This window comes from Candidatus Binatia bacterium, assembly GCA_036504975.1.
GTDB lineage: Bacteria > Desulfobacterota > Binatia > UBA9968 > UBA9968 > JAJPJQ01.
The window spans coordinates 21,498-46,449 of sequence record DASXUF010000153.1; the positions used below are offsets into that span (position 1 = coordinate 21,498).

At 56.4% G+C, this 24,952-nt stretch carries 20 protein-coding genes; 10 read left to right on the top strand and 10 right to left on the bottom strand.

The annotated features are described in order from the left end of the window. The first annotated feature begins 2 nt into the window (after nt 1-2). From VGL70_19365 to VGL70_19375, 3 genes are read left to right on the top strand one after another with little or no spacing between them, the layout of a single operon-like run. Nucleotides 3-1,505 carry a glycosyltransferase family 39 protein gene (locus VGL70_19365; GenBank protein HEY3305690.1) on the top strand — a complete coding sequence of 501 codons (1,503 nt, stop codon included), beginning with the start codon at nt 3-5 and terminating at the stop codon, nt 1,503-1,505. After that, nucleotides 1,492-3,057, top strand: coding sequence for a glycosyltransferase family 39 protein (locus VGL70_19370; protein HEY3305691.1), 1,566 nt, complete (start codon nt 1,492-1,494; stop codon nt 3,055-3,057). The genes VGL70_19365 and VGL70_19370 overlap by 14 nt, the downstream gene beginning before the upstream one ends. A gap of 50 nt (nt 3,058-3,107) precedes the next feature. Next, the gene (locus tag VGL70_19375) at nt 3,108-4,010 is read left to right on the top strand and encodes an SGNH/GDSL hydrolase family protein (protein HEY3305692.1); all 903 of its coding nucleotides are present in this window, start codon (nt 3,108-3,110) and stop codon (nt 4,008-4,010) included. Nucleotides 4,011-4,062: 52 nt separating this feature from the next. Here VGL70_19375 and VGL70_19380 read toward each other — a convergent pair whose 3' ends face one another. Next, a complete protein-coding gene (locus tag VGL70_19380; protein ID HEY3305693.1) occupies nt 4,063-4,953 on the bottom strand; it encodes a hypothetical protein in 891 nt (296 codons plus the stop codon). 135 nt (nt 4,954-5,088) lie between these two features. Here VGL70_19380 and VGL70_19385 point away from each other — a divergent pair, with 135 nt between their 5' ends. Further along, on the top strand, nt 5,089-6,585 hold the full coding sequence (locus VGL70_19385; GenBank protein ID HEY3305694.1) for a glycosyltransferase family 39 protein: 1,497 nt from the start codon (nt 5,089-5,091) through the stop codon (nt 6,583-6,585). A gap of 15 nt (nt 6,586-6,600) precedes the next feature. On the opposite strand, the gene VGL70_19390 is transcribed toward VGL70_19385, so the two are convergent. Beyond that, nucleotides 6,601-8,145 (bottom strand): glycosyltransferase family 39 protein, encoded by a 1,545-nt coding sequence (locus tag VGL70_19390; protein HEY3305695.1) that lies wholly within the window; start codon nt 8,143-8,145, stop codon nt 6,601-6,603. Between the two features lie 127 nt (nt 8,146-8,272). Here VGL70_19390 and VGL70_19395 point away from each other — a divergent pair, with 127 nt between their 5' ends. The 4 genes from VGL70_19395 to VGL70_19410 all read left to right on the top strand — a co-directional run bounded on the left by VGL70_19395 (nt 8,273) and on the right by VGL70_19410 (nt 13,401). Beyond that, entirely contained in the window at nt 8,273-10,240 is a 1,968-nt protein-coding gene (locus VGL70_19395) for a glycosyltransferase family 39 protein (protein ID HEY3305696.1), read from the top strand. A gap of 112 nt (nt 10,241-10,352) precedes the next feature. After that, complete coding sequence (locus VGL70_19400; protein ID HEY3305697.1) at nt 10,353-12,197, top strand: hypothetical protein; 1,845 nt, start codon at nt 10,353-10,355, stop codon at nt 12,195-12,197. A 112-nt stretch (nt 12,198-12,309) separates the two neighbouring features. Further along, nucleotides 12,310-12,912 carry a hypothetical protein gene (locus VGL70_19405; GenBank protein ID HEY3305698.1) on the top strand — a complete coding sequence of 201 codons (603 nt, stop codon included), beginning with the start codon at nt 12,310-12,312 and terminating at the stop codon, nt 12,910-12,912. Between the two features lie 117 nt (nt 12,913-13,029). Then, nucleotides 13,030-13,401 (top strand): VOC family protein, encoded by a 372-nt coding sequence (locus VGL70_19410; GenBank protein ID HEY3305699.1) that lies wholly within the window; start codon nt 13,030-13,032, stop codon nt 13,399-13,401. Nucleotide 13,402: 1 nt separating this feature from the next. On the opposite strand, the gene jag is transcribed toward VGL70_19410, so the two are convergent. From jag to gyrB, 8 genes are all read right to left on the bottom strand, one after another. Next, nucleotides 13,403-14,176 (bottom strand): RNA-binding cell elongation regulator Jag/EloR, encoded by a 774-nt coding sequence (gene jag, locus VGL70_19415; GenBank protein HEY3305700.1) that lies wholly within the window; start codon nt 14,174-14,176, stop codon nt 13,403-13,405. 25 nt (nt 14,177-14,201) lie between these two features. Continuing rightward, nucleotides 14,202-15,878: a membrane protein insertase YidC gene (gene yidC / locus VGL70_19420; GenBank protein HEY3305701.1), complete on the bottom strand. Its 1,677-nt coding sequence runs from the start codon at nt 15,876-15,878 to the stop codon at nt 14,202-14,204. Nucleotides 15,879-15,887: 9 nt separating this feature from the next. Then, complete coding sequence (gene yidD / locus VGL70_19425; GenBank protein HEY3305702.1) at nt 15,888-16,100, bottom strand: membrane protein insertion efficiency factor YidD; 213 nt, start codon at nt 16,098-16,100, stop codon at nt 15,888-15,890. Between the two features lie 8 nt (nt 16,101-16,108). Beyond that, the gene (rnpA, locus tag VGL70_19430; GenBank protein HEY3305703.1) at nt 16,109-16,474 is read right to left on the bottom strand and encodes a ribonuclease P protein component; all 366 of its coding nucleotides are present in this window, start codon (nt 16,472-16,474) and stop codon (nt 16,109-16,111) included. A gap of 8 nt (nt 16,475-16,482) precedes the next feature. Further along, nucleotides 16,483-16,644, bottom strand: a complete 162-nt coding sequence (gene rpmH, locus VGL70_19435) for a 50S ribosomal protein L34 (protein ID HEY3305704.1) — start codon at nt 16,642-16,644, stop codon at nt 16,483-16,485. Between the two features lie 120 nt (nt 16,645-16,764). Next, on the bottom strand, nt 16,765-17,772 hold the full coding sequence (locus VGL70_19440) for an NAD(P)H-dependent glycerol-3-phosphate dehydrogenase (GenBank protein ID HEY3305705.1): 1,008 nt from the start codon (nt 17,770-17,772) through the stop codon (nt 16,765-16,767). A gap of 90 nt (nt 17,773-17,862) precedes the next feature. Further along, nucleotides 17,863-20,316 carry a DNA gyrase subunit A gene (gyrA, locus tag VGL70_19445; protein HEY3305706.1) on the bottom strand — a complete coding sequence of 818 codons (2,454 nt, stop codon included), beginning with the start codon at nt 20,314-20,316 and terminating at the stop codon, nt 17,863-17,865. 117 nt (nt 20,317-20,433) lie between these two features. Continuing rightward, entirely contained in the window at nt 20,434-22,863 is a 2,430-nt protein-coding gene (gene gyrB / locus VGL70_19450) for a DNA topoisomerase (ATP-hydrolyzing) subunit B (protein HEY3305707.1), read from the bottom strand. A gap of 341 nt (nt 22,864-23,204) precedes the next feature. Between gyrB and VGL70_19455 the strand changes: the two genes are divergently transcribed. Both VGL70_19455 and VGL70_19460 read left to right on the top strand, forming a co-directional pair. Further along, a complete protein-coding gene (locus tag VGL70_19455; GenBank protein HEY3305708.1) occupies nt 23,205-24,050 on the top strand; it encodes an ABC transporter permease in 846 nt (281 codons plus the stop codon). 186 nt (nt 24,051-24,236) lie between these two features. Further along, nucleotides 24,237-24,952 (top strand): UPF0182 family protein (locus VGL70_19460; protein HEY3305709.1); only part of this gene is annotated, 716 nt, incomplete at its 3' end.

Here is a 24,952-nt window from a genome sequence, read left to right on the forward strand (position 1 = left end):
ACGTGAACAGATCTGTCTTCGGGGCGAGAAACAATCTTTGGTGGCATAGGTTGGATCTGCCGCTCGCTCTGATAATTCTTGCCGCCGCATTTCTTCGTTTCGCCAACCTTGCTTACTCCGAATTTCAAGGCGACGAAGTAAAGGCCCTGTATCCGGCGGGCGCTGCCTTCCCGGATTTTCTCTTCAGTCAAAAAAAGGGGCCGGTGCAATTTCTCCTAACCCTGTTGGTGCGTCTGGCGACCGGCGGATACGAAGAGTGGGTCACGCGAGTTCCGTTCGCTCTCGCTTCGACGGCAGCCGTCCTGGTGATTTTCTATGTTGCGCGCGACCACTGGGGCAGGCCCGTCGCATTGCTCGGAGCGGCGCTGGTCGGCACCTCCGGCCTGCTGACGGCATTCGGTCGTATTGTGCAGTATCAGTCCTTTTGCCTGTTGTTTGTCGCTCTGACGGCTTGGCTGCTGTTCAAGGCGCTCCGCGCCGACTCGCCGAAACTCATCTACATGGCTTTTCTCTGCTACGCGTTGGGGCTGTTGACGCATTACGACGCCTTGACTTTCGCGCCGACGCTCGCGCTGCTGGTTGCGGCGAGGTGCTGGAGATATCGAGACCCATTGCACCGCCGTATAAAACATGTGACTTTCGCTTCCCTGATCGCCTTATCGATTGCCGGGCTGTTTTATCTCCCGTATACGCAGCAGCCGAACTTCACGGGCGTAAGAACGTATCTCATCGAACGGGTCTCGTCCGGGCGAGGGCTGGATACGTTGGGCCAGGTCTATGAGCTGCTGCGGTTGTATTTTCCTCCGTTTTACCTGCTCTTCACAGTGCCGTTTCTTTTGCTGGGCATTCTCATCCTCATTTGGCGGAGGCGCGATGTCCCGTCGATCGCGCTCGTTTTCTGGTTCGCCTCGGTGTTCTCCTTTTACATGTTCCTTGGAGGCGATCCACGATCTCACGTCTACAACTACTTTGCGCCGGGACTGCTGCTGGCCGCATACGGTATGTGGGCTCTAGTCGAATTTGCTCGTAGCTCCTGGCTGCGGATCTACTTGCGAACGGCCATCTGGCTAGCGGTCGGCGTTTTTGCCTGCTTGGTTTATTACATGCTGGTCGATCACGCGATCGAGCATCCCTGGTATAGAAAAACTGTCCTCGGCTACCCCTTGCCAAATCTCGAACAACGAGACATCGCCGGAGTGTTTGGCTTTCCTTACCAAAGAGGATTAAAAGAGGTCGGCGCGCTCTTCGACTCGGGTCAGTTGAGAGGCACGTTCGACAGTAACGAGCGAGACGTGATGGCCGAGTACTATTTTCACAGCGCCCGATACCGGCGGCCGGATTATTACATTTACGTCCACCGTCCGCTTTCGCTCGATCGTGAGCTGCCTTTTTTTGTCAGCACGACTTACCGCCTGGTTCGAGAGATCTCCGTCCACGGTCGAAGAACGATCGGCATTTACGAGATCTCGTCGCGCGCACGAGGTGATCTGCATGCAGCCCGTTAAAGTCCCGGCTTGGCTAACGTTCTTGCTTGTGGTCGGATGCGCGCTGGTGGCCGCTGCCACGATGTTCCCAAACCTCTCCTACGGCCTGCCCTTTTATTATCATCCGGACGAGGTCGCCAAGCTGTTCAACGTCAAGGCGCTGCTTGGCGGCGCAGCCGAGCCGGATTTCAGGCATCCTCATTTCATGCTCTTTTTCAGTCTTCCTTATCTCTACGCAGGGAAGATCCTGGGCGCCGATCCGTTTCTCTTACTATTCGCGCGCGCTTCCGTGGCTACGTTGGGGGCAGCCACGGTCTGCCTATTATTTTTCACCGGCAGGTTTCTAGCCGGACCCCTGGCGGGTCTATCATCGGCCCTGATCTTTGCGACGGCGCCTCTGGCGGTGGTCGCCGCTCATGATTTCAAGGAAGACATTCCACTGGCCTTCTGGCTGACCCTCCAAACTTTTTTTCTCCTCCGCTATCTTCGCCGCGAGCGCGCACGAGATTTATGGTTTGCCGCTGTCGCCGTCGGAATCGCAGTCGGAACCAAATATACCGCCCTGCTCTCGCTCCCGCTTTTGATCGGCGTTGTCGTTTGCCGGCGGAAAGAAGGCAAACGCAGATGGCAAGGCATAGGAATAGTCCTGTTGCTGTCGGCTGCCGGGTTTCTGCTCTCAACGCCGGATATTTTGTGGCGGCCGGCGCGATTTTTGGACGGCGTCGCATACGAGTTCCGACATGCGATCGCAGGTCACCTCGACCCGGTGAGTGAGGCGGACAGATGGGAAAAACGTTTTAGGATCTCTCCCGTCGGATATCTATGGACTTATCATCTCCGTTACAGTTTGCTTCCCGGCTTGTCGACTCCCGGCCTGCTCCTGGCGCTCATAGGAGCTTTGCTAATTTTCAGACGGGACAAGGGCGCAGGCTGGCTACTGTGCGCGGGGCTGGCGCTTTACTATTTCGCGGTCGAAACCCTGCCGCTCAAAACTCCACCCTTCGCCGCCCGGTATATCGTTCCCGTCCTGCCTTTTGTCGCGCTCTTGGCGGGAAGCGCTCTCTCATTCGACCGGCAAGCACGCGCTTGGCTCAAGGGATTAGCGTGCTGCTTGCTCGCGGCGACACTGATCTCGAATGGTTATAGTTCCTACCGGCAGGTTCAGGCGATGCGTCCCGATACCAGGGATAAGGCACGTGTCTGGATTTTGCGCAATATTCCTTACGGCGCTCAACTCATGATTCCCGGTTTTGAAGCGTATTCCCCTTTTGGCGACGAGTCCGGTCCCGCGCCTGAGGCTAAGCGGGCGTATGAATTCGTTCCCGTGAGTCGCTCTGCGGACGAGGCTCTTCGTCAGGCGACTTCGGACCCGAGGAACTACGTCGTCGTGAGTAGCTTCACGTATCAGCGTTATCTCGAACGGCCCGAGATCAATCCAGAGATGTATCGATTCTACCGCGCACTGTTCGAACGGCACACGCCGCTGGCCAGGTTCGAGGTTCCGTTCGAGCCTTTGGGATTTCATAATCCCACCATACTCATCTATCATCCGGCCGAAACACCGCTCCGATGAAGAACGTTCTTGCGGGAATTCTCATTTCGATTTTCATTTTTGTCGCGATCGTGGAAGTTGCCGTCCGCGCCTATACTCACGCTTACATTTTTTACGACGTCGAGATGACCCGGTATGCAAACGAGTTAAAGGTCGAGGCTGACAGTGACCGAATCGGCCACCTCCATCGGCCTAATGCAAGGCTGGAATTGATGGGGGTCGAAGTCCGAACCAACTCCGACGGTTTGCGCGATGATGAATACACGAAAGAACGAAATCAGAAAAGACGCATTATCTTCTTAGGCGACTCGCTGACTTTGGGATGGGGAGTGAAGAAAGAAGAGACGTTCGAGGCCTTGCTCGAATGGCAATTGAGCAGCGAGACGCCGACCGAGATCATCAACTTCGCCCACGGTAATTATAATACGGACCAGGAGGTGAGCCTCTTTTTGCAAAAGGGATTAGCCTACAGGCCGGACAAGGTGGTAGTGTTCTATTTCATAAACGATGCGGAGCCGAGTCCAAGAAAATCAAAATGGGGGTTTCTTGGCCGGTCCCGATTTGTCACTCTATTTTGGTCGCGCCTCAAGGCCATCAATGCGAGATTCTCAGGAAAAACATCCTTCAAGAATTACTACTCCGATCTATATTCCGAATCTTCCGAAGGCTGGGCTGCGGCCCAAAAGGCATTGCAAAATTTAAAGACCGTATGCCATGAGCGTAAGATCAAAGTGCAGGTGGTTTTATTGCCCGAACTTCATTCGCTCGTAAATTATCCATTTGTAGACGAGCACAAGAAAATGGCTGCCGTTCTCACCGAGGTTGGAATTCCCTTTTTGGATCTGGCGCCTGAATTCCGCGGCATCGAGAATCCGCAGACGCTTTGGGTTGCGCGAGACGACGCTCACCCGAATAGCCGGGCTCATCGGATGATAGCGGAATTGACGCGAGACTTCATCGGGCAAGACAACTGAAATGATAATAAAGAAATTCTGGAAACGATACCGATTTCTGATCGTGGTCCTGCTATTGATCTATTCGATCTTCACCATCGTTATGATTTTCATTGCCGGCGATTCCCAGGACGAAGCTTTCCAGTACCAAGTGTTCTAAGACGCCGCTTTTACGTCGGGGTGTTTTTGAGCCCGGGGAAAAGACGGAAAACTTATAATGTGGCTGCAATTCCTTGATCGTTGCATAGGCCTTTGTGATATTTTGCACTCTCTCGGCGTCCTGATCGAGCCAGCGCCGGTAGGGACGACCGAAACCCAAGAGCCGAATTCGAAGCCATTTGGTGAGCGAGTACCAGAGATAGGGTCTGAATGCGGCGTTCTCAACATGGTTCAAAGAGGCGCCGTCCGATAGGCGCGTATCACAGGCTATCCTTGTCGTATGCTTTGTCAGCTCGACGATGATGGCATCAGGAGAAAATGAGAGCGCGCGTCGCTTGAGTATCCCGACCATGTCGCATAGGCCGTGATCTTCCACGCCGAAGTTTAGAACCTCGACGGTTTTTTCTGGCTTCTCGGCGTTGAGCTTCCGCTCAAGGTACTCAGGATACGATTCATTGTCGCCTACTTCGCTTCCCATGGCCCAAGAGCTGCCTATGACGGCTATGCGGAAGATGTTTTCGGGTTTCTCGATCTGGTAATTCGTGTCTCTCATGCCCAATGCGTTGGTGGTAAACCGACCTCCCTTGAAGCAGGATTGAACGTTTGGCCGCAGCTCGTACGCGACACCCTCCAAACTAGACGGTTGGGCCAGGTCGGAGCTCACGATATGATTCTGGTTACATTGGAGTTTCTTGTAACTGAAGACGGTTCCTGCCGGCAGGATAATCAGCCGCGCTGTGAACTCGAGCAATAGTAAAAACCCGACTACAAGCAGAAGCCCTACAAAGGCTCGACGAACTATCATGAGCGTTCGCTCCCGCGTTTCGCAGTATGGCTTCAACGTGCACGGCATGTCAATCGAACCACCCATATTAGGGCTGGACATCTATCCCCAATTGGGGCAGCATCGTCTCCTGCTGCGAGAGGTGACAGGAGGCCGATGGTGGCTGCTCGGTTTCCAGAGCGATACGAAAGTCTAAGCCACGGTTTTTTGTTGGCTGGCTTTATCTGCCTCGGAATATTCCTGCGGTTCTATAACTTCTGGTATTCGGAGTTGTGGCGAGATGAGTATCGGACATGGTGGGTCATAGCCAACGGTTGGAGCGAAGTCATCGAGCGCACCTTCCAGAGCGAAGGCCATTCGCCGCTCTACTTGGTCGTTGCGCCGCTCTCGACAAATTTATTCGGACAGGGGCCGGCTGCCTTGAGGCTTCCCTCGGTCCTGTCGAGCATCGGCATTCTATGTTTGGCTTATCCGCTCGCTCTCAGACTCTTCGATAACCGCCATCTCGCGTTGCTCGCTACCGCGGTTTTTGCCGTCAACGATAAGTTGATCTTCTACGCCCAGGAGGCGCGCCCCTATTCTCTCGCTCTGCTGTGCACGATGCTGTCGTTTCTGTGCTATTCGTCTCTTCTATCCGCCGAGAAGCTCTCCTGTAGGGTCGGCTATCTGGTCGCCACTGCCGGCGCCTACTACTCCCACTACGTTTTTGGCTCTGTGGCGCTGATCCAGATCCTTCATCTTTTCTTGAGGGAGGGATGGTCGTCGGTGAGATCAAAGGCTTGGATAACATCGTTCCTCATCCTTACGTTGGTCTGCCTTCCAGGGACCGCTCAAATCTTCCTCTTTACCAGGCGTGGGGGCCTCGATTGGGTTCAGCAACCGAGCCTCTTCGACCCCGTCAAGTTGGCGCTCGGTTTTCTCGGTCGCTGGTCGTTTTTCCTGAGCGTCGCTACGGTTGCGGTATTCGTCATTATTGATCGAAAGAAAATTACCCCCGCTTACCGCGGCCTGGACCTCGTTGCGTTATGGTTCCTCGCGCCGATCATATTGGTCGCGACGATTCCGTCACTGTTCGGCGTTTCTCTTTTTCAGGACAGGTTCGCTCTGCCTGCCGTGCCGGCGGCGGTTTTGTTGGTCGCCTGGCTTCTCGGCCTCGTGAAAAAAACCGCCTGGTCGAGATGGGCTCCGCTCACCGTATTCTTGACCGTGAGCTTTTTCACGCAGCTCATGCCCGCGGTCCGGAGCACCGCAACCTTTGCGGACCGCCTCGACGAAGGATGGAACAAGGCAGCCGGTTTTCTGGAAAGAAATGCCGAGGACGACGACCTGATTCTTTTCGGGACGGGATTTATCGAAGCGGATTATCTGTCGATCGAGCCGGATCCGGTGGTTTTTTCTTTTCTCCGTTGGCCGCTCGTCGCCAATCTATCATCGACCGCCAAATACAAAATCGTCGCCCTATCTCGCAACGAAATTGTTACGCCCTATATGGACACGGTCTTGAAGAATGCAGCGGAGAATCGTCGCGTCTGGGTGATCGGCAAGGGACGGGTGATAGATACGACTGCTCAGGTGTTGGTCAATCAAAAACGGTTTTGGACGCGCGAGCGAGAGCTGTACGGAAACGTACACGTCATTTTACTCGAGCGATGAGTCATCGACCGTTAATCATGGCGGTGCAAGCCAGAGCGCGCTGCCGTCGGACAGTTCTCTCTCGCGGTAGCCATGATTCCGCGCCATCTGCGTAAGAGGCTCCCTGAGGGATCTGGCTTCTGAAGTCGTCAATATCGCTAACGGCGGCTCTCTCTCGATGAGCGCTTCGATATCGGCGGGGCCCACGAGCGATTGCCGTCGCCGGTCGTCAGGTGAGACCAAGTGACTGATGCGCCACGCAAACTGGCCCGTTGCGAATTCGCGATAGATCGGGAGTCTGGTCTCGATCGCGTAAAGCGGGGACAGCGTTAGAATCTTGGTTCCTCTGCTATTACTTGCGGCCAGGTGCCGGGCAATTTCCGCCGATGCCTGATGCAGACGTACCGGAAACCACGAACCGGGACGGAAGACCGAAAGAAGCGCCGCGGGCTTCACGCTGAACGGGCTGAACGCGACAGAAAAAATCGCGGCAAGGACGAGCAAGCGGAGTCCCCCGCGACGATCGCCAGCTTCCCGGAAACATGCCAAAGCATGCGGAATTACCAATACAAGAAAAGGCAGGGGAGCAAAGAAATATTGATACTGAGACGGCGTTGGCGCGAATGAGCCGATACAGAGGAACGGCAGCAGGAGGAAGAGCAACGCGAATTCCAATCGCGATTCCAGTGCATGCCGAATTTCTTCGAGCTTCACGCCAAGGAAGCCATAGACAAACACGACGGCAATAAGGAGGTTGCCTGGCTTTGAGAAAACATTCTGAATGAGATAACTCAGCTTGCCGCCGAGCGTCATAGCGCTATCGTAATTCATCTCTTGACGGTAGAGCGTGTTCAAACTCGGGTACACGAAATTCCCGAACAGAAACTGTTCGGTAGACGTGGCTAAGAAGTACAAAGCCGGAAGATTGGCCGCCATTCCTCCGAACCCGAAAGCCGAGACTCCCCACCACAACTTCCTCAAATCGCGCGCGGGCGTCAGAAACATCACGGCTAAGAAAGGAACGATCAACGGAGCGAAGCTCAGGCGTATGCCGATGGCCAAGCCGAGACAGAATCCGCTCAGCAAGGAATATTTCCACGACACCGAGCGTCGAATCGCGTGACAATGGAAGACAAAGGCCGAGAGCGCGCAAAGGGTGGATGGAGTATGATTCCATGCCTGGCCTGTAGCGCTGGCAAACAGTTGGGAATTCGTAAGCAGAACGGCAGCACTCGCCGCTACCGTTAAGGCCGCGCGTTCGTCATCCTTCGACAATAAGGATCGTGATACCAGGAAGATCATCACAGAGATTCCCATTGCGCATAGCGCCGAGAAGAAGCGCGCCCATAAGAACGGGTAGTCGGTGAGGAGAAAGAAGAGGGCGTACACGTAAACCAGGTTCGGCATATGAAAGTAGGGAAAATCTTGATAAGGATGCAGGTTGTGCTCCGCCACCATGTAGGTGCTTGCCATGAACTGGTGCTCGTCGTGATCCAGTCCGGTGGAAACCGACGAAGAGAACGCAGCGATGGCGACATATGCCAATACTGCGGCGATTACGAGGAAGCGTCGAGGGTTCATGTCAGCTTGATTCTATATTATTGTTCATGATGGCTTCCAAGACTATTTCAGCCGGCCCGATGAGGAGGCTCTTTTTCTTTTGGAGGGCTTCAAGCTGCCGCCTAGTAAGACTGTTCCAACAGCGATCGTGATATTTTTTCTCGCGCTTGCTCCCCGTGCGCTGGCCTTGGGTAGCTTTCTCACGGTGGACGAAGCGTACCATTGGTTTGAGCGTGCCCCGCTCTTTCTACGCGCTCTCCAGCAGGGCGATTTCGCGGCGACGAATCTGATCGGGCATCCCGGCGTGACGACGATGTGGCTCGGCGCGCTGGGCGCGGCGGCGCACCGATCGCTCGCCGACACCGGATGGATCGCATACGGTGACCCGGCGCTCGAGCGCGCGTTCCTACGATTTCCGGTGGCGCTCGTGACCGCGCTCTCGGTCGCCCTGGCTTACCCGCTGCTCAAGCGGTTGCTTGGCGATCGGACGGCGCTGCTGGCGGCGCTCTTGTGGACGGCCGACCCTTTCCTGGTGGCGCACTCGCGGCTGCTCCACATGGACGCGCTGCTCGCGTCCTTCGTCGCTCTCGCGCTGCTGGCGGCTCTCGTCGCGTTCAGGTTCGATGACAGCGGGCCGGAGATTCGCCGGCGCATGCTGGTTGCTTCCGCGATGGCAGGCGGGCTGGCGCTATTGACGAAGTCTCCCGCAGTGATGCTGGCGCCGACGATCGGTTTACTGGCGATCTGGAAAGACCGTCGCTCGCCGAGATTCGTGCGCGACGCAATTCTGCCGGCGCTCGCGTGGGCTGGCGTGGCGGTGGGGATATGGATCGCGCTCTGGCCGGCGGCTTGGGTGGATCTGCCGGGAGCGTTCGCAAGTGTCGTTCAGTATACGGCGTTCAAGGTCGGGTCGCCGCACGAGTCGGGCAACTTTTTCATGGGGCGGACGGTCGATGATCCCGGGCCGCTGTTCTACCCGGTCGCCATCGCGCTCAGGCTGACCCCGTGGGCGGTCGTCGGCCTGCTCGGTGCAGCTCTACTGCGGCGACGATGCTCGCCGTGCGAGCGGCTGGCCGTGTGCGCGCTGGCGATCTTTGCCGTGCTTTTCGCCATCGCCATAAGTCTGCCCCCGAAAAAGTTCGATCGCTATGCGCTGCCGATCTTTCCGGCGCTCGATATCATCGCGGCGGTCGGACTCGCGTCAATTTTAGATTTTAGATTGCCGATTTTAGATTTCACTCAATCGAAAATCCAAAATCTAAAATCCAAAATCGTTTGGTCGGCGGTCGTTCTGCTGCTGGCGGCGAATCTGGCCTGGTATCATCCCTACGAGCTTGCGTACTACAATCCGTTGCTGGGTGGCGGGCCGGTCGCGGCGCGCATGATTCCCGTCGGCTGGGGCGAAGGATACGAGCAGGCCGGCGCCTTCATCGCCGCGCAGTCCGACGGCTGCGCGCGTCCGGTGGCCGCCTGGCTGGACCAGGTGTTACAACCTTACATTTGCAGCAGCGCCGTCCCGCCGGAGTGGGCGAGCCCCGGCAACGTGAACTACGCAGTATTGTCTATCGATCAGATCCAGCGCAACCAGGCGCCCGAACTGATCTCCCGGCTCAGCGGCGAGGCGACGCCGCTTCACACCGTCCGCATTCACGGCATCGACTATGCCTATGTCTACCAGATCGCGCCTCGGGTTAAGTATCCGGTAGACGTCGATTTCGGACCGGCGATCCGCCTCAGCGGCTATGACGCCGACGTTTCGGCGCTGCGCTCGAGCGGGATTCTGACGCTCACGCTAAGCTGGCACGTGCGGGCGCCGTTGAGAGAAGACTTCAACCTTTTTATCCGCGTGCTCAATTCGGATGGCGAGCGCGTGGGTGAGGTCGACGCACCGCCCGGCGGGTCTCGCGCGCCGACGAGCGGATGGCAAGTCGGACGCTATGTGACTTCGATCCAGCAGGTTTCCGTGCCGGCCCACTTGGAGGCGGGCGCATATTGGATCGCCTTGAGACTTTACAACCCGCGCGACTCGACCCGCGTGCCCATGCGCCTCCGGCCGCGGTCCGGAGCGCCAGACGCTGGGCCGGACGCGCTCCTCTTGTCGATGGAGGTACGGTAAATGGCCACGCCCGCGCCCGCGGCGTTTGTACTCTTGTCGGCGGGAAGGGAGTTTAATATACTCGTGGCCGCTTGGTTTCGCGCTCCCATCCGCTGAGTAAGCGTCCCCGTCTATGAAACCGCCTAAGGCTCGGAACCCGCAGCAAAAAAAGATCATCGCGCCAGAACAGACGGTCGTCCATCCCGCGCGGGACTTGTTCGCCGCGTGCGTTCTCCTGGCTCTTGCATGCGCTCTGATGAGCTACATCCAGTTCAATCCGAACAACCCTTACCTTTCAGAGCTCGACAGCTACTACCATGTAAAAATGGCGGAGCTACTGCAACAACACGGCGTGCCGCAAAAATTTCCTTGGCTTCATTTCACGATTCTGCGCGATAACTACGTGGATCATCACCTGCTGTTTCACGTTTTGCTGATTCCATTTACGAATCTGTTCGGTCCCATTCTAGGCGCCAAGTTGTTCCAGGTTCTGGTCGTCGGGCTGGCCTTTTTATTTTTTTACCTGGTGCTGAAGAACAATGATGTGAAGGGCGCTTTCTCGCTGTCGCTGTTCGCCCTTTTTACTATGTCCATGGATTTCTACTTTCGCATGAGTTTTATCCGAGACATGGCTCTGTCGCTGGTGTTTATGATGTCGGGCATCTACTTGATTTTGCAGCCCGAGTCCAAAGCTGGAGCCCCTGCCGCGAAAGAAAAGAGTTTTGCCCAAACGACGCTCGATCGGAAGCGTTTGATTCCGCTCGCTTTGGCCTGCGTCTTTTTCGCCTTTACCCATTTGAGTATTCTCATCCCTTTTAGCGTAGCCATCTATCTCGGCGCCTCCTGGATAGAATATTTGTGGGGCTGGCGCAGCGGAGCGGTTTTTCTTCTCTGCGCCTTTTATGTATGGGCCTACGGAGGCTTCATGTTCCTGCCCATCTTTGCAGTCACCTATTGGGTCGCGCAGATCATAATGGGGGAGAAGATAGAGTGGCAGATTTCCGTTGCCGCATTGCTCGGGATGATCGCCGGCTTGGCTTTAAACCCCTATTTCCCAAAGAATCTCGGTTTTCTCTTTCATCAAATTTTTAGAACCGGTCTGGGCGCCGAGCAGTACGCCGGGGGCGAATGGCAGCCCTACGATAGCTGGTTCTGGGTGCAAACCAACGCCTTGCCCATCATCGTCTTCTTTACCGGCGTGGTTCTGGCTTTAATGAAGCGGGTGGAACAAAGCGCCAAGACGATTGCCGTCTTTGTCTTCTCGCTGCTTTTCCTTGTCTTGGTTTGGAAATCGAAACGATTCGTGGAATATTCCTCCTTCTTTATGCCGCTGGCGGGCTTCACTCTCATCGGTCCTTTACTTCGCGCCAAAGTGGAAGAATGGAAAAAGGGCGGTTTTTGGAAACGCCCGGAGAATGTCTTATACGGCGTCGCTGCGATCGGGCTCTTTTGTGCCGCGTTTCTTTTTGCGCTCGTTCCGGTTAAAACTGAAAACCTCTTTCTCGGCCAGATCGATCGGGCGCGCAGAGACACTCAGACGCTGTTCAGCATGTCGGCTCTTAAGAAGGTGCACGGTTATCTGCTGCAACACGCCGACCCTGGAGAGATCGTTTTCACCGATGATTGGGACGTGTTTCCGCGGTATTTCTTTGCCAACACCAAGACGCATTATATCGTCGGCCTCGATCCCGAGTTTATGAATCAATACGCGGGAGAGCCCTATAAAAACCAGCCCGGACGGTTGTTTTTGGAATTCGCCCAGATTTCCTCCGGCAGTGATCCGACAAATTTGCAGCGCATTAAGACCGTCTTTAATGCCAAGTGGGTGATTGTGGGCACGGATCATCAGGAATTTTATCAAAATCTCAAAAAGGAATCCGGACTGTTCGAAGAAGTGTTTTTCGCCACCAACGACCCTCGCGTCGATAATTATCCCGCGGCTCAAGAGGATGGCTACTATCTGTTTAAGGTGATATGAGTATGGCGCGCGTCATTGAGGCGCGGCAGCAGATCCGGCACGACGAGGTCGACAAAAGATCGTGACGCGACCGCTCTCTGCGGCCGGGCCGAAGAGATAGGGGTACGAAAAAATGAGCATTAGACAAATCTATTCGGCGCTGCTTTCTCTCGGCGTCCTGACGTTGAGCTTTACCATTGTGCTCGGCCACGATGACACGCCGCAATCAAAGCAGGGCCAAAAGGAGTCGCGACCCGACGCTCCAGATACCGCGGCATCCAGCTCTCAAGGCACATCGATGAAATCCGATCCGGCGGCCGCCTTTGCCATACTCGTCGACAGCGTGATGCGCGGGAAAAACGCGGTCGAGGTCGAGCTTGCGGACCTGCCGCGATACCCGGATTTATTTCAGTTTCTTACCAAGCCTCCCAACGGCCGGTATGTGGTCAAGCAATTAATTTTGACAAAGGATGATGAGGTGCGGGCCTTGAGCGTCGCCCTTCATCCCCCTCATGATATATTTTTAACCCGGGGCAAGGAAGTTGGAGCCGCCGCCTTCGAGGGAATGTATTACGTTGTCGATCGAACCGGCTGGCTTCAAGGCGCAGCGGTCCGGGAAGGAAAGACGATTACGGAAGTTCCGATGGGCGACGTCTGGCAAGGATACGAGCGCGAAAAAGCCTTCTGGATCTGGCTGGCCGAACAAATCGCAGGGTCTTCCAAAGCCGGCCGCTGACGGCGCGTCGGCTTTCGATTCAAAACGGTCGATTCGGACTGCCGCCTCGACTTTTTATTTCGACGATGCTTGATCCGTACCCTCGAATTTGGTTAAGCTCGACACGGGGAGAAAGCCATGGCAAAGATCAAGCACATCGCCATAAGAACCGCAGACCCGGAAAAGACCGCGGTTTTTTACCAGGAGCTGTTCGGTCTAAAGAAGGCCGGGTTGGGACGCAATGGAATCTATCTCACCGACGGCCACGTCAACCTGGCTATTCTGAAAGGCGGCGACAGGCTCGGCATCGAGCACCTGGGCTTTCAAGTCGATGACGTGGACGCCACTCTCGCTAACTTGAACCGGCTCGGAGGAAAATCCTTGGCTGACCGCGTGAACGTCACTCCGACGGACGCTTCCGATCCACAGTCGTACTACGAGATCAAATGTGTTGGGCCTGACGGTCAGATTATCGACGTGTCGGGTTCGGGTTGGGTTGGCACGGACTGACTTACTTTTGCTCCTTCATTTCCTTCTTACCCGAAGGTTGCGGCTTCGCTTCCTCTTTCCGTTTCCGGTCGCCTTCGGGAATGATCAGCATTCTGCGATAGGCGCCGGCGCCGAGACTTTTCGTCGTCAGCCACGGGTCATCTTGCAGAGCGGTATGCACGACGCGGCGGTCGGCTGCGCTCAAGGGGTCGACCGTCACGGTTTTTCTTTGTCTTTTCGCTTTTTCACCCAGGCGCAGCGCCATGTCCTGGAGGCTCTTTCTGCGGCGGTCGCGGTAATTTTCGCTGTCCACCTCAAGCTGCACCCCTTCGCGCCCGCGGGTCTCGCTCACGGCGCGGGTGAGTAGATATTGCAGCGCTTCGAGAGTCTGGCCGTTGCGCCCGATGAGAAGCCCGCCGAAGTCGCCTTGGACCTCCAAAACCACCTCTACAGGCGTATCGCCCGGCTTGACCGCAATGGCGGCGTCGACCTCCAGCAGCCTGAGAACTTCTGCCAGGAACCGCTTGCCTTTCTCGGCCGCGGCGGCGACCTCGGCCGGATTGACAATTTTTTCCTTGATGGGCTCGGACCGAGGGCGTTCTTCCTCGGCGTCATCCGCAACGGGCCTGCGCAACGACGCCCGCACGCGCGCCTTCTTGCCGCCGATGCCGAGAACTCCCTTTCTTGCCTCCGCCAGAATATCGATCGTCACTCGATCGCGCTCCACGCCGAGCATTTTCAGAGCCTTGGCGATGGCCTCGTCGATGGTTTCGCCTTCGGCTTCCACGTGGTCCATGACCGAACACCTCCAGCCGCGCCGGCTAATTTTTCATGCGGTTGATCACGTATTGTTGTGCGATGCTGAGAAGGTTGTTGACCAACCAGTAAATAGTCAAACCGGAAGGAAAATTGATGAACATAAAGGTAAAGATAATCGGCATCATGAGCATCATGCGCCGCTGGTTGGGATCGCCGGCGGTGGGCGTCATCCACTGCTGCGCGAACATGCTGGCGCCCATCAGCAAAGTGAGAACCGGAATTCCCGCGTGGCAGCCGAATACGCTTACCGGAAGCGATTCCCAATCGGGTCGCGACAGGTCTTTGATCCAGAGGAACGGCGCGTGGCGCAGCTCGATCGGCGTCAAGAGCGCGTTATACAGACCGATGAAGACCGGGAACTGCAGCAGCATCGGCAGGCAGCCGCCGAACGGGTTAACTTTGTTGCGCCGGTAAAGCTCCATGATCTCTTTGTTCAAAGCTTCTTTGTTGTCCTTGTATTTTTCTTTGAGCCGCTCCATCTGCGGCTGCAATTTTTGCATCTCCTTCATCGAAACAAAACTCTTGTGGGTAAGCGGCGCCAACAAGAGCTTGATCAAGATTGTGAGCAGGATGATGTCCATTCCCCAGCTCGCCGTGACACGGTGGAAAAAATGCAGGACGTAGAGCAGCGGCATGGAAACGGGGCGGAACCAGCCGAAATCGATCGAGCCCTCCAGGCCGCGGTTCATGCTTTTTAAGACGTCGAGCTCTTTGGGTCCGATGAAGATCGTGTGGGTCGCTTTGGAGGTCCCGCCCCCTGCGGCTTGCGGCCCGACCTTCATGACGACCGCGGGACCGGTCTCTCGCACGGTGATCTTTTGCTCGGCGTTGTCCTCGGGCAGGAGCGCAAAGAGAAAATAAGTATGACCGAAGCTGGACCAGGAAACCTTGCCGATCCACTCTTTGCCCTTCAGAGCGTCGCCGTGCTCGCGAATCAGCTTGCCCCCGACGTCGGCCAGCAACCCCTCGAACGGGGCGTCGGTTTTGGGAACAAACAAAAATTTTAGCAACGAGCAGACGGCGCCGCCCCCGATCGGAGCGTTTGCGTTGGGCCCATTGGGCCTGGCGACCGAAGTGAGGATCACCTCGATCGGACGCGCAGGACCTTTCTCAACCGAGACTTGCATGCCGATCGCATAGCCGGAGCCGGTGAATGTGAATTCCTTCGTCAGAACTGCTCCGGTCGGGCTCTCTGCCCTGAACAGCAGGCGTCCCTGGTTATTCCCGGTCAGTTGGAGGTCGCCGCCCTGCGCCGAATATGCAAGTTCTTCGTCCTTTAGGGGAGTGGCTTCAGGGATCTCGACGCCGAAAGGGTAGGGGACTCCGGGAACGGACGGGACCATCTCAAAAGGAGGGCTCTTCTCGTCGAACGCCGCGCGGTAGTGCTTTAGCTTGAAGCTTTTGAGCCGCGCGCCTTGACTGGTGAAAAGCGCGACGTAGTCGTCGGTTTCGATTTTGATTTCTTTGATTGCCTGTGGCTTCGCGGGCGCCGGGAGCCTTGCCGCTTGGAGCGCCGGCTCGGGCTTAGGCGCCGGGGGCGCGGCGCTCTCCGGCTTTTTTTCCTCGCGCTCCGTTTCTTGCGGCGGCGGCGGGGCGGGATAATACCGCGTCATCCATTCCTGATAAAGGATGAGAATCACCAGCGACAGGACAACAGCTAAAAGCGCGCGTTTTTCCATGTGATGAATCTATGGCACGGGGTCATAGCCCCCCGGATGGCCGGGACGGCAGCGAAGTACTCGGCGCAAAGCGAGCCGGAGTCCCCTCCAGATGCCGCGGCGCTCGATCGCCTGCTCGGCATAGGCGGAACAGCTTGGAAAAAAGCGGCAGGAGCTTGGAAGAAAAGGAGAGAAAAAGACTCGGTAACCGCTTACGATTAAAATAAAGATTTTCTTGCCCAACCCAGCCACTACTTTTGCCGACTTCTCCCCTGTATGAAAATGTTCTGTAATTCGGCCGCAACATCGTTGAGAGAAAGTTTTTCAGCCCCTCTCTTGGCGATGACGACGATGTCTTGAGCCTGTGACATTGCGCCCCTCCGGCGGCGAAAAAATTCTCTCACCAGTCGTTTGATCCGGTTGCGGACAACCGCGTTCCCTACTCGAGTCGTGACGGTAATGCCCAGCCTGCTTTGCCCCGCGTCGCTGGATTTGCTGAGAACGACGAAGTGAGAGGTGTGAACCCGTTTCCCGAGCCGTGAGAGGGTGAGAAACTCAAAACGTTTGGTGAGACGGGATCGTTTTGGAAAACCTTCCCCTCCCTGAGAAAGCTCCATCCCATCCTTTAGGTCCGAGGACGCTTCGGCGGCACAGTCACGGTCAGCCGCTTGCGTCCCTTGGCCCTTCTTCTTCTCAATACGTTGCGCCCTCCCGGCGTCGCCATCCGGGCGAGGAAGCCGTGCGTCCGTTTGCGTCTTATGTTGCTCGGTTGATAGGTTCGTTTCATTGAGTTGTCCTTTAAGCAAGTCGTTGCAGGAATCTAGTTTGAATCATATGGGAATGTCTTTGTCAATTTCCGCTGGCCGTGTTCACAAGTTGTAGGGGCGGGTTTAAAACCTCCGCCTGGTTATGAGAGCTCCGCTTTCAGTGACCGTTGCATCAGGTCGCGCACCGCCTCCAGCGGTTTTTTCCCTTCATAGAGGACCCGGTGCATCTGCTCCACGATCGGCAGCTCCGCGCCGAGCCGTCGGGCGAGCAGATAGACCGAGCGGGTGTTTTTGATTCCTTCCGCCACCATGCGCGTGCCGCCGAGTATCTCATCGAGCCTCTTCCCTTGGGCAATCTGCAGGCCGACGCGGCGATTGCGGCTGAGATCGCCGGTAGAGGTCAGGATCAAGTCTCCCAGCCCCGGCAACCCCGAGAGCGTGAGCGGGTCGCCGCCCATCTTGACCGCCAGGCGGGTCATCTCGGCGAGTCCGCGGGTCACCAGCGCCGCGCGCGCGTTCAATCCCAGTTCCAGCCCGTCGCTGATACCCGCCGCAATGGCGATCACGTTTTTCACGACTCCCCCTATTTGGACGCCGATGATGTCCGGGGACGTGTAGACCCTGAAGTTCGGGCTGCTCAACATTTCCTGTATGTCTCTGCTTACGGTCTCATTACGGGCCGCGACCGTTACCGCGGCCGGCAGCCCGCGCGCCACTTCCAAAGCGAAATTCGGGCCGGACAGAAACGCGTGCCGCTCTTTACTGTTGGCGCCGAAGATTTCGCCCAGAACCTCGCTCATGGTGGCGAGCTTTTTTTCGTCGATGCCTTTGGTCGCGCAAACGAGGATCGCGTCGGGATCGACGTGCGTCGCGGCACTCTGCATGACTTCGCGGACGAAATGAGAAGGCACCGCTAAAAAGAGCGCGGTTTTTTTGGCGCCGGCGTCTCTTAGCGCGCGGCTGACCTTGAGGGAAGGAGGCAGCGGGATCCCCGGAAGGTAAGTACGGTTCTCTCTTTGTTGCTGAATTTCCCGATAGCTTTGCTCGCCGTGACACCAGAGGGTGACGTCATGGCCTTTCTCGCAAAGCAGTTTGGCGAGAGCCGTCCCCCAGCCGCCGGCCCCGATGACTCCAATGGCCCTGCCCATAACTCCAGCCAATTTTAGAATTCGAAAATCGGCTCAGCCAAAAAGAGAGGCTGATCAGCCTCGGGCTGAAATCGAAAATCTAAAATGAAACTACGCTTCCGCTTCTTCCTCTTCTTCTTTCTCCGCCAGCCGCGCCAAGGAGACGACCCTTTCTCCTTCTTCGAGACCGATGAGGTGAACTCCCTGGGTATTGCGCCCGATCACGCGAATGTCCTTCACTCTCAAACGGATGATTTTCCCTATGTTCGTGACCAACATCAGTTGGTCGTCGTCGGTGACCTGCTGCACGCCGACGACCCGCCCGGTCTTCTCAGTCGTCTTCATCGTGATGATCCCTTTGCCGCCGCGCGATTGCAGGCGGTACTCTTCCATCGGCGTGCGCTTGCCGTAGCCGTTTTCCGATACGGTCAGGATATTAGCGCCGAGGCTCAGAATCTCCATGCTGACGATGGCATCGTCCTTTTCCAGGTTCATTCCCGCGACGCCGTAAGTGTCGCGACTGGTGGCCCGGACTTGTTCTTCTTTGAAACGGATCGATTGGCCGTCCAGGGTGGAAAGGATGATCTCCTGATTCCCGTCCGTGAGCCGGACGCCGATGACTTCGTCGTTCGGCTCGAGCGCGATCGCGCGAATCCCGCTGGCGCGCGGATTGGCGTACGCCATCAGCTCCGTCTTCTTCACCAGACCTCGCTTGGTTGTAAAGACTACGTAGCGGCCCTCTTGAAACTCTTTGACCGAGAGGAAGGCCGACACTTTTTCTCCTGGCTCCAAGTGCAGCAGATTGACGATCGGCTTCCCTCGGGCGGCGCGCCCGGCCTGGGGCAATTCATGCACCTTGATCCAATAAACTTTGCCGATCGTGGTGAAAAAGAGGATGTACGAATGGGTAGAGGCGACGAAGAGATACTCGACGAAATCCTCTTCGCGCGTGGTCGCGCCGATCTTGCCCTTGCCGCCGCGCCGCTGCGCCCGGTAGAGCGCCGCGGGGTTGCGCTTGATGTAGCCCTCGTGCGAGATCGTGACCACCATGTCCTCTTCGACGATCATGTCCTCGATCGAGATCGCTTCGGTATGGTCGATGATCTGCGTGCGCCGCTCGTCGCCGTAGCTCTTTTTGATCTCCTCGAGCTCTTCGACGATGATGCGGTAGATCTCCTTTTCATCGGCCAGAATCGCTCTCAGCTTGGCGATCAGCTCCACGGTCTCCTTGTGTTCCTCCAGGACCTTGTCGCGCTCCAATCCGGTCAACTGTTGCAGACGCATTTCCAGGATCGCTTGCGCCTGGATCTCGCTCAGGGCGAAATTCTGCATCAGTCCTTCTTTTGCGACTTTGCGGTCCTGGGCGCGGCGGATCAAGGCGATCACCGCGTCGAGATGATCGAGGGCGATTTTTAATCCCTCTAAGATGTGCAGCCGCTCTTCGGCCTTTCGCAGATCATAGGCGGTGCGCCTCGTGACCACCTCTTTGCGGTGATCGATGAAGCATTTGAGCGCATCCTTGAGGTTGAGGACCTTGGGCCGTCCCTCGACGATCGCCAGCATATTGACGCCGAAGGATTCTTGCAGCGCGGTGTGCTTGTAGAGCTGGTTGATGATGACCTCGGCCACCGCTTCTCGCTTGAGCTCGACGACGATTCGCATCCCGTCGCGGTCCGACTCATCACGCAGGTCGCTGATCCCCTCGATCTTCTTCTCCTGGACCAGCTCGGCGATCTGGTCGATGATCCGGCCTTTGTTGACCATGTAGGGTATTTCAGTAATTACAATCTGCTCTTTCCCAGTGCGCTTGACGGTTTCGGTGAAAGCCTTGCCGCGCATCTGGATGATACCCTTGCCTTCATGGTAGGCCTGCGCGATCGCTTCTTTGCCGTGGATAAACCCGGCGGTGGGAAAGTCCGGGCCTGGAATGTATTGCATCAGCTCTTTGATCGGGATGTCCGGCTTCGCCACCATGGCGACCAGCGCGTCGATGACCTCGCCGAGATTGTGCGGCGGGATGTTGGTCGCCATTCCGACGGCGATCCCTGAGGATCCATTGATCAACAGATTGGGAATCCGCGTCGGCAGAACTAGAGGCTCTTGCAACGTGTCGTCGTAATTGGGGGCGAAATCGACCGTTTCTTTTTCGATATCAGCCAACATTTCCTCTGCCAGCTGAGTCATGCGAACCTCGGTGTAGCGCATTGCGGCCGGTGGATCGGGGTCAATGCTACCCCAATTGCCCTGCCCATCGGCGAGCGGGTAGCGCATCGAAAAAGCTTGCACTAGACGAACGATCGTATCGTAGACGGCGACGTCGCCATGAGGGTGGTAGTTTTTTAGAACTTCGCCTACTACGCCTGCACTTTTTCGGAAGCGCTTGTCATGCGTCAGGCTCATCTCATACATCGCGTAGAGGACGCGCCGGTGCACCGGCTTCAGCCCGTCGCGCACGTCCGGCAGTGCGCGGCCGATGATGACGCTCATCGCGTAGTCCATATAGGACTGGCGCATCTCGTCTTCGATGTAGACGGGAACTTTTTGCGGCTTGAGTGTGGCTTCCATATAAATAAGATCAGTTCCCGGTTTCGGTCCTTCGATTTCGCTCAGGACAGGGTTTCGAGTTTCGCGTCCGAAGCGGAGGGAAACTTAGAGCTCGCGGCTCTTCACCCATGAGTTCGGTTAGACGTCGAGGTTCTTCACCGTGAGCGCGTGTTCTTCGATGAACTTGCGCCTGGGCTCGACTTCGTCGCCCATCAACGTGGAGAAGATATCGTTAGCCTCGACGGCGTCTTCGACTCTTACCTGAAGCAGGACGCGGGTCTCCGGATTCATCGTGGTCTCCCAAAGCTGTTCCGGATTCATCTCGCCGAGTCCTTTGTAGCGCTGGATATCTTGGCCCTTTTTGCCCCCGTCCATAATGTATTCCAGCAGCTCTTTGAGCGATCCGAGCTTGGCGTTGTGATCGCCGTTTTCGAGGATAAAGGGAGGAAGCCCCGCGCCGGTCAGCTCGTCGAAACTCCGCTTGAGCTCTTTATACTCCGGGCTGCCGAGCAGCTCGCGGTCGATGACGATCCGTATCCCGCTGCCGTTGGCCCGCGTGGCGCAGACGAGCTTGTAGCAGTTGTGCTCCGGGTCTTCTTCGATCGTGGAGGAGAGTGGGGCCTCGTCCGGTGCCCTCAAGTTGATGTAATCCCGCAGACGCCCCCGAATCTGCTCTAACGTTTTCTTATCTTTGAGCGTTTCCTCGCTCAACTCCTCTTCGAGCAGCAACGCCTCCAGCAGTGACCTGCTCTTTTTTTTGCGCGCCGCCAAATTCATGAGTTTTTCCCAGCGCAGCACCTTTTTGATGAATGCTTGCAGAGGCTGGCCCGCCAACCCGCGGCCATCGTTGGTCGCGCGCACCCGAACGTTTTCCGTGCCCATCTCGATGAGATAGTCTTCCAGGCTGGTCTCGTCTTTGAGATAACGCTCCTGTTTTCCCCGTTTGATTTTGTAGAGCGGAGGCTGGGCGATCATGAGGTGGCCTTTTTCGACCAGATCGGGCATCTGGCGGTAGAAAAACGTAAGAAGCAGCGTCCGGATATGCGAGCCGTCGACGTCCGCGTCGGTCATAATGATGATCGAATGGTATCGGAGCTTCGCTGGGTCATAATCTTCCTTCACCCCGGCGCCCAGAGCCGTGATGACCAGGCGGATCTCTTGCGATGAAAGCATCTTGTCGAAGCGCGCCTTCTCGACGTTCAGGATCTTGCCCTTCAACGGAAGAATAGCCTGCGTGCGCCGGTCGCGCCCCTGCTTGGCCGAGCCGCCGGCCGAATCTCCCTCGACGATGAAGATTTCACTCAGCGCCGGATCCTCCTCCTGACAATCGGCCAACTTGCCCGGCAGCGAGCCGGAGTCCAAGGCGCCCTTCCGCCGCGCCAGATCTTTGGCCTTGCGCGTCGCTTCGCGCACGCGGGCGGCCTCGATTCCCTTCATGACGATCTTCTTGGCGTCCGGTGGATGCTCGGCGAGATAGGTTGACAGTCTCTCGTTGATCAAAGCCTCGACGATCCCCTTGACCTCGCCGTTGCCAAGCTTGGTCTTGGTCTGGCCTTCGAACTGGGGCTCCGGCACCTTGACGCTGATCACTGCCGTGAGACCTTCACGAACGTCTTCGCCCTGGAGATTTTCTTCGTCCTTTTTGAGCAGACCGCTGTCGATGGCGTAGCTGTTGATCGTCCGCGTCAGCGCGGATTTGAATCCGATCAGGTGGGTGCCGCCTTCGATCGTATTGATGTTGTTGGCGAAGGAGAAGATGTTCTCGGTGTAGCCGTCGTTCCATTGAATGGCGATCTCGATGTCGACGCCTTCTTTTTCTCCCTGGAGGTAGATGACTTGGGTATGCAAGGCCGTTTTCGCCCGATTCAAGTGCTCGACAAACGAGACGATTCCGCCTTTATAAAGGAGTTCGTGCTTCTTCTGGCTCCTCTCGTCTTCGATCGTGATCAGCACGCCCTTATTCAGAAAAGCCAGCTCGCGCAGTCTTTGAGAAAGGGTATCAAAGCTAAAATCGAGGGATGGAAAAATCTGCGAATCGGGCTTGAAGGTTACGCGGGTCCCCCTCTCCTTGGACCGGCCCACTTCCTCGAGCGCTCCCTGGGGAACGCCGCGCGTATAGCGCTGCTGGTAGACTTTGCCATCGCGTTTGATCTCGACTTCGAGCGATTCGGACAGCGCGTTGACGACCGAGAGACCGACGCCGTGAAGCCCGCCGGAGACCTTGTACGAAGCCTTGTCGAATTTTCCCCCCGCGTGGAGCTTGGTCAGAACGACTTCAGCGGCGGATATTTTCTCCGTCGGATGCATATCGACCGGAATGCCGCGTCCGTTGTCGATGACGGTCACGCTGTTATCGATGTGAATGTTGACTGTGATCTGATCGCAGAAGCCGGCAAGCGACTCATCGATGGAGTTATCCACAACCTCGTAGACGAGGTGGTGCAGCCCGCGCTCGCCAGTATCCCCGATGTACATGCCGGGCCTTTTTTTGACCGCGTCCAGGCCTTCGAGGACTTTGATATTGTCGGCTTTGTAGTCGGATTGGGACGGGGTTTCGTTGGAAGCCATACTTTACTTTAGGGTTAATTAGAAATTTCGCTGCAATGTCTAGGGGTTAGGTCAAATTTAAAACTATGACAATTGTACCTAAAACGGCATTCAAAGTAAAGCAAAAAATGGCCCGTTTTTAACCAGGTTTGGTGTGAGGTTTGAGCTGCTTCTCCAGCGGTTTATCGGAATAAAAAAAAAGTCCGATAACTCCACAATGGGTTCGTTCACGGAAGTACCTGAAGTGAGGATAGTGTATTTAGCCGCTGCAACCGCGGAGAGTTCCTTATTGACATTTCACCACCCCTTTGTTAGGGGAGGAACAGAAAAACCGCGGATTTTTCCCAAGGGAGGGCAAACTCATGGCCGACGAAACGGCTCAAGAGGTACTGTTAGACGTTAGAGTCGCCGAGGCTTCCTGGCTCTACAAGTTTTACCTCAATCAGGAGAAAAAAATACTCGGCACGGTTTCCGTGGCGATTTTTCTTACAATCTGGGAACTCACCGGCGGAGTGTACCAGGTCGTCAATCCGATGTTCATGAGCGCTCCTTCTTTTATCTGGAAAGCCGCAGTTCAGTTATTTGCTTCAGGAGAGATCTGGAACGATCTTTATGTGAGCGGCATTGAATTCGCTTGGGGTTATGCCCTTTCGGTTATGGTCGCTTTGCCGTTTGGAATCGCGGTGGGCTGGTATAGAAAGATGAGCTACATCTTCGACCCTTTCATCAATGCGATGAACTCGACTCCGCGAGTCGCTCTTTTGCCGCTGGTCATCATCTGGCTGGGGATCGGGATTTTGTCCAAGGTCGGCATCATTTTTCTCGGCGCAGTTTTTCCCATACTGATCAACGCGCGCGATGGAGTCAAAACCACGCCTTACAATCTCCTCAACGCCGCGCGGAGCTTTGGCGCTTCGGAATGGCAAATCTTCAGGAACGTGGTGCTGCCTTCTACGGTGCCTTTCATCCTGACGGGGCTGAGACTTGGAGTGGGCCGGGCGCTTATCGGGGTCATGGTGGGGGAGCTTTATGCGGCCACTGCCGGAATCGGCTTCATGATTACCGTCGCCGGCGCGACGTTCCAGACCGATAAGGTTTTTGTCGGCGTACTTATCTTTGCGATCTCCGGGATGATCTCCATGGAGCTATTGACCAAGCTGGAGCGTCGCTTCAGCAAGTGGCGGCCGAAGGTGGGCGCCGAAGTCTAACTCGGCGGATTCTGAGCCCAAGTTTATGAAGTGGCCTCTGCCCAAGCGGAGGCCACTTTTTTTTTGCTCGGCGATCGTCGCGACGCTCGCCATTATCAGGACCGAGTGAATGCGTATTGCTTTCGCCGCCTGAGTTCTATACCATCGCCGCGACTTGGCTTCCGGCCGGTGCTCTAGAGGGATCGGATGAAACGCGTAAGAGGCCTGCTGCTTTTTCTTCTGCTGTTCTTCGGCCTGTCGCTCGGCCAGGCCGTTTCGTTTTACACTGACTGGCTCTGGTTCGACGAAGTCGGCTTCACGCAAATCTTTACCACCACGCTCACGGTTAAGGTCTTCCTAGCTTTGTTATCCGGCGGGTTTTTTTTCCTGTTCCTGTATTTCAACCTCAAAGCGGCGGCACAATTGGCCCGCGGGGTGCGGTTTGTCGATCAGGATAACATCATCGAGCTGCCGAGCCCGGAGCTTCTCGATCCGCTGCTCAGGCGGATACTGCTCCCGGCCTGTTTGCTGCTGGGACTCCTGGCTGCGCCCCAAGGGGCCGGCCGTTGGGAGAGCCTGCTGCTTTTTTTCCACTCGGTTCCCTTTGGAATCAACGACCCTCTCTTCGCCCGGGATATCGGCTTTTACATTTTTCGCCTGCCGATGCTGGGTAGCCTGTACGATTGGCTCAGCATCCTCCTGACGCTCACGTTTTTGGCGACGGCCTTTCTTTATCTGCTGTACCGCGGGGTTCAATACACGCCGCGCGGGCTCTTTTTGAACCGGCGCGCCAAAATTCACTTACTGTCGCTAGCGGCGTTTTTTCTGGCGATCAAGAGCGCGGGATATTATCTCGACGGCTTCGAGCTTCTTTATTCATCCGGCGGCGCCGCCTACGGCGCCGGCTATACCGCCGTCCATGC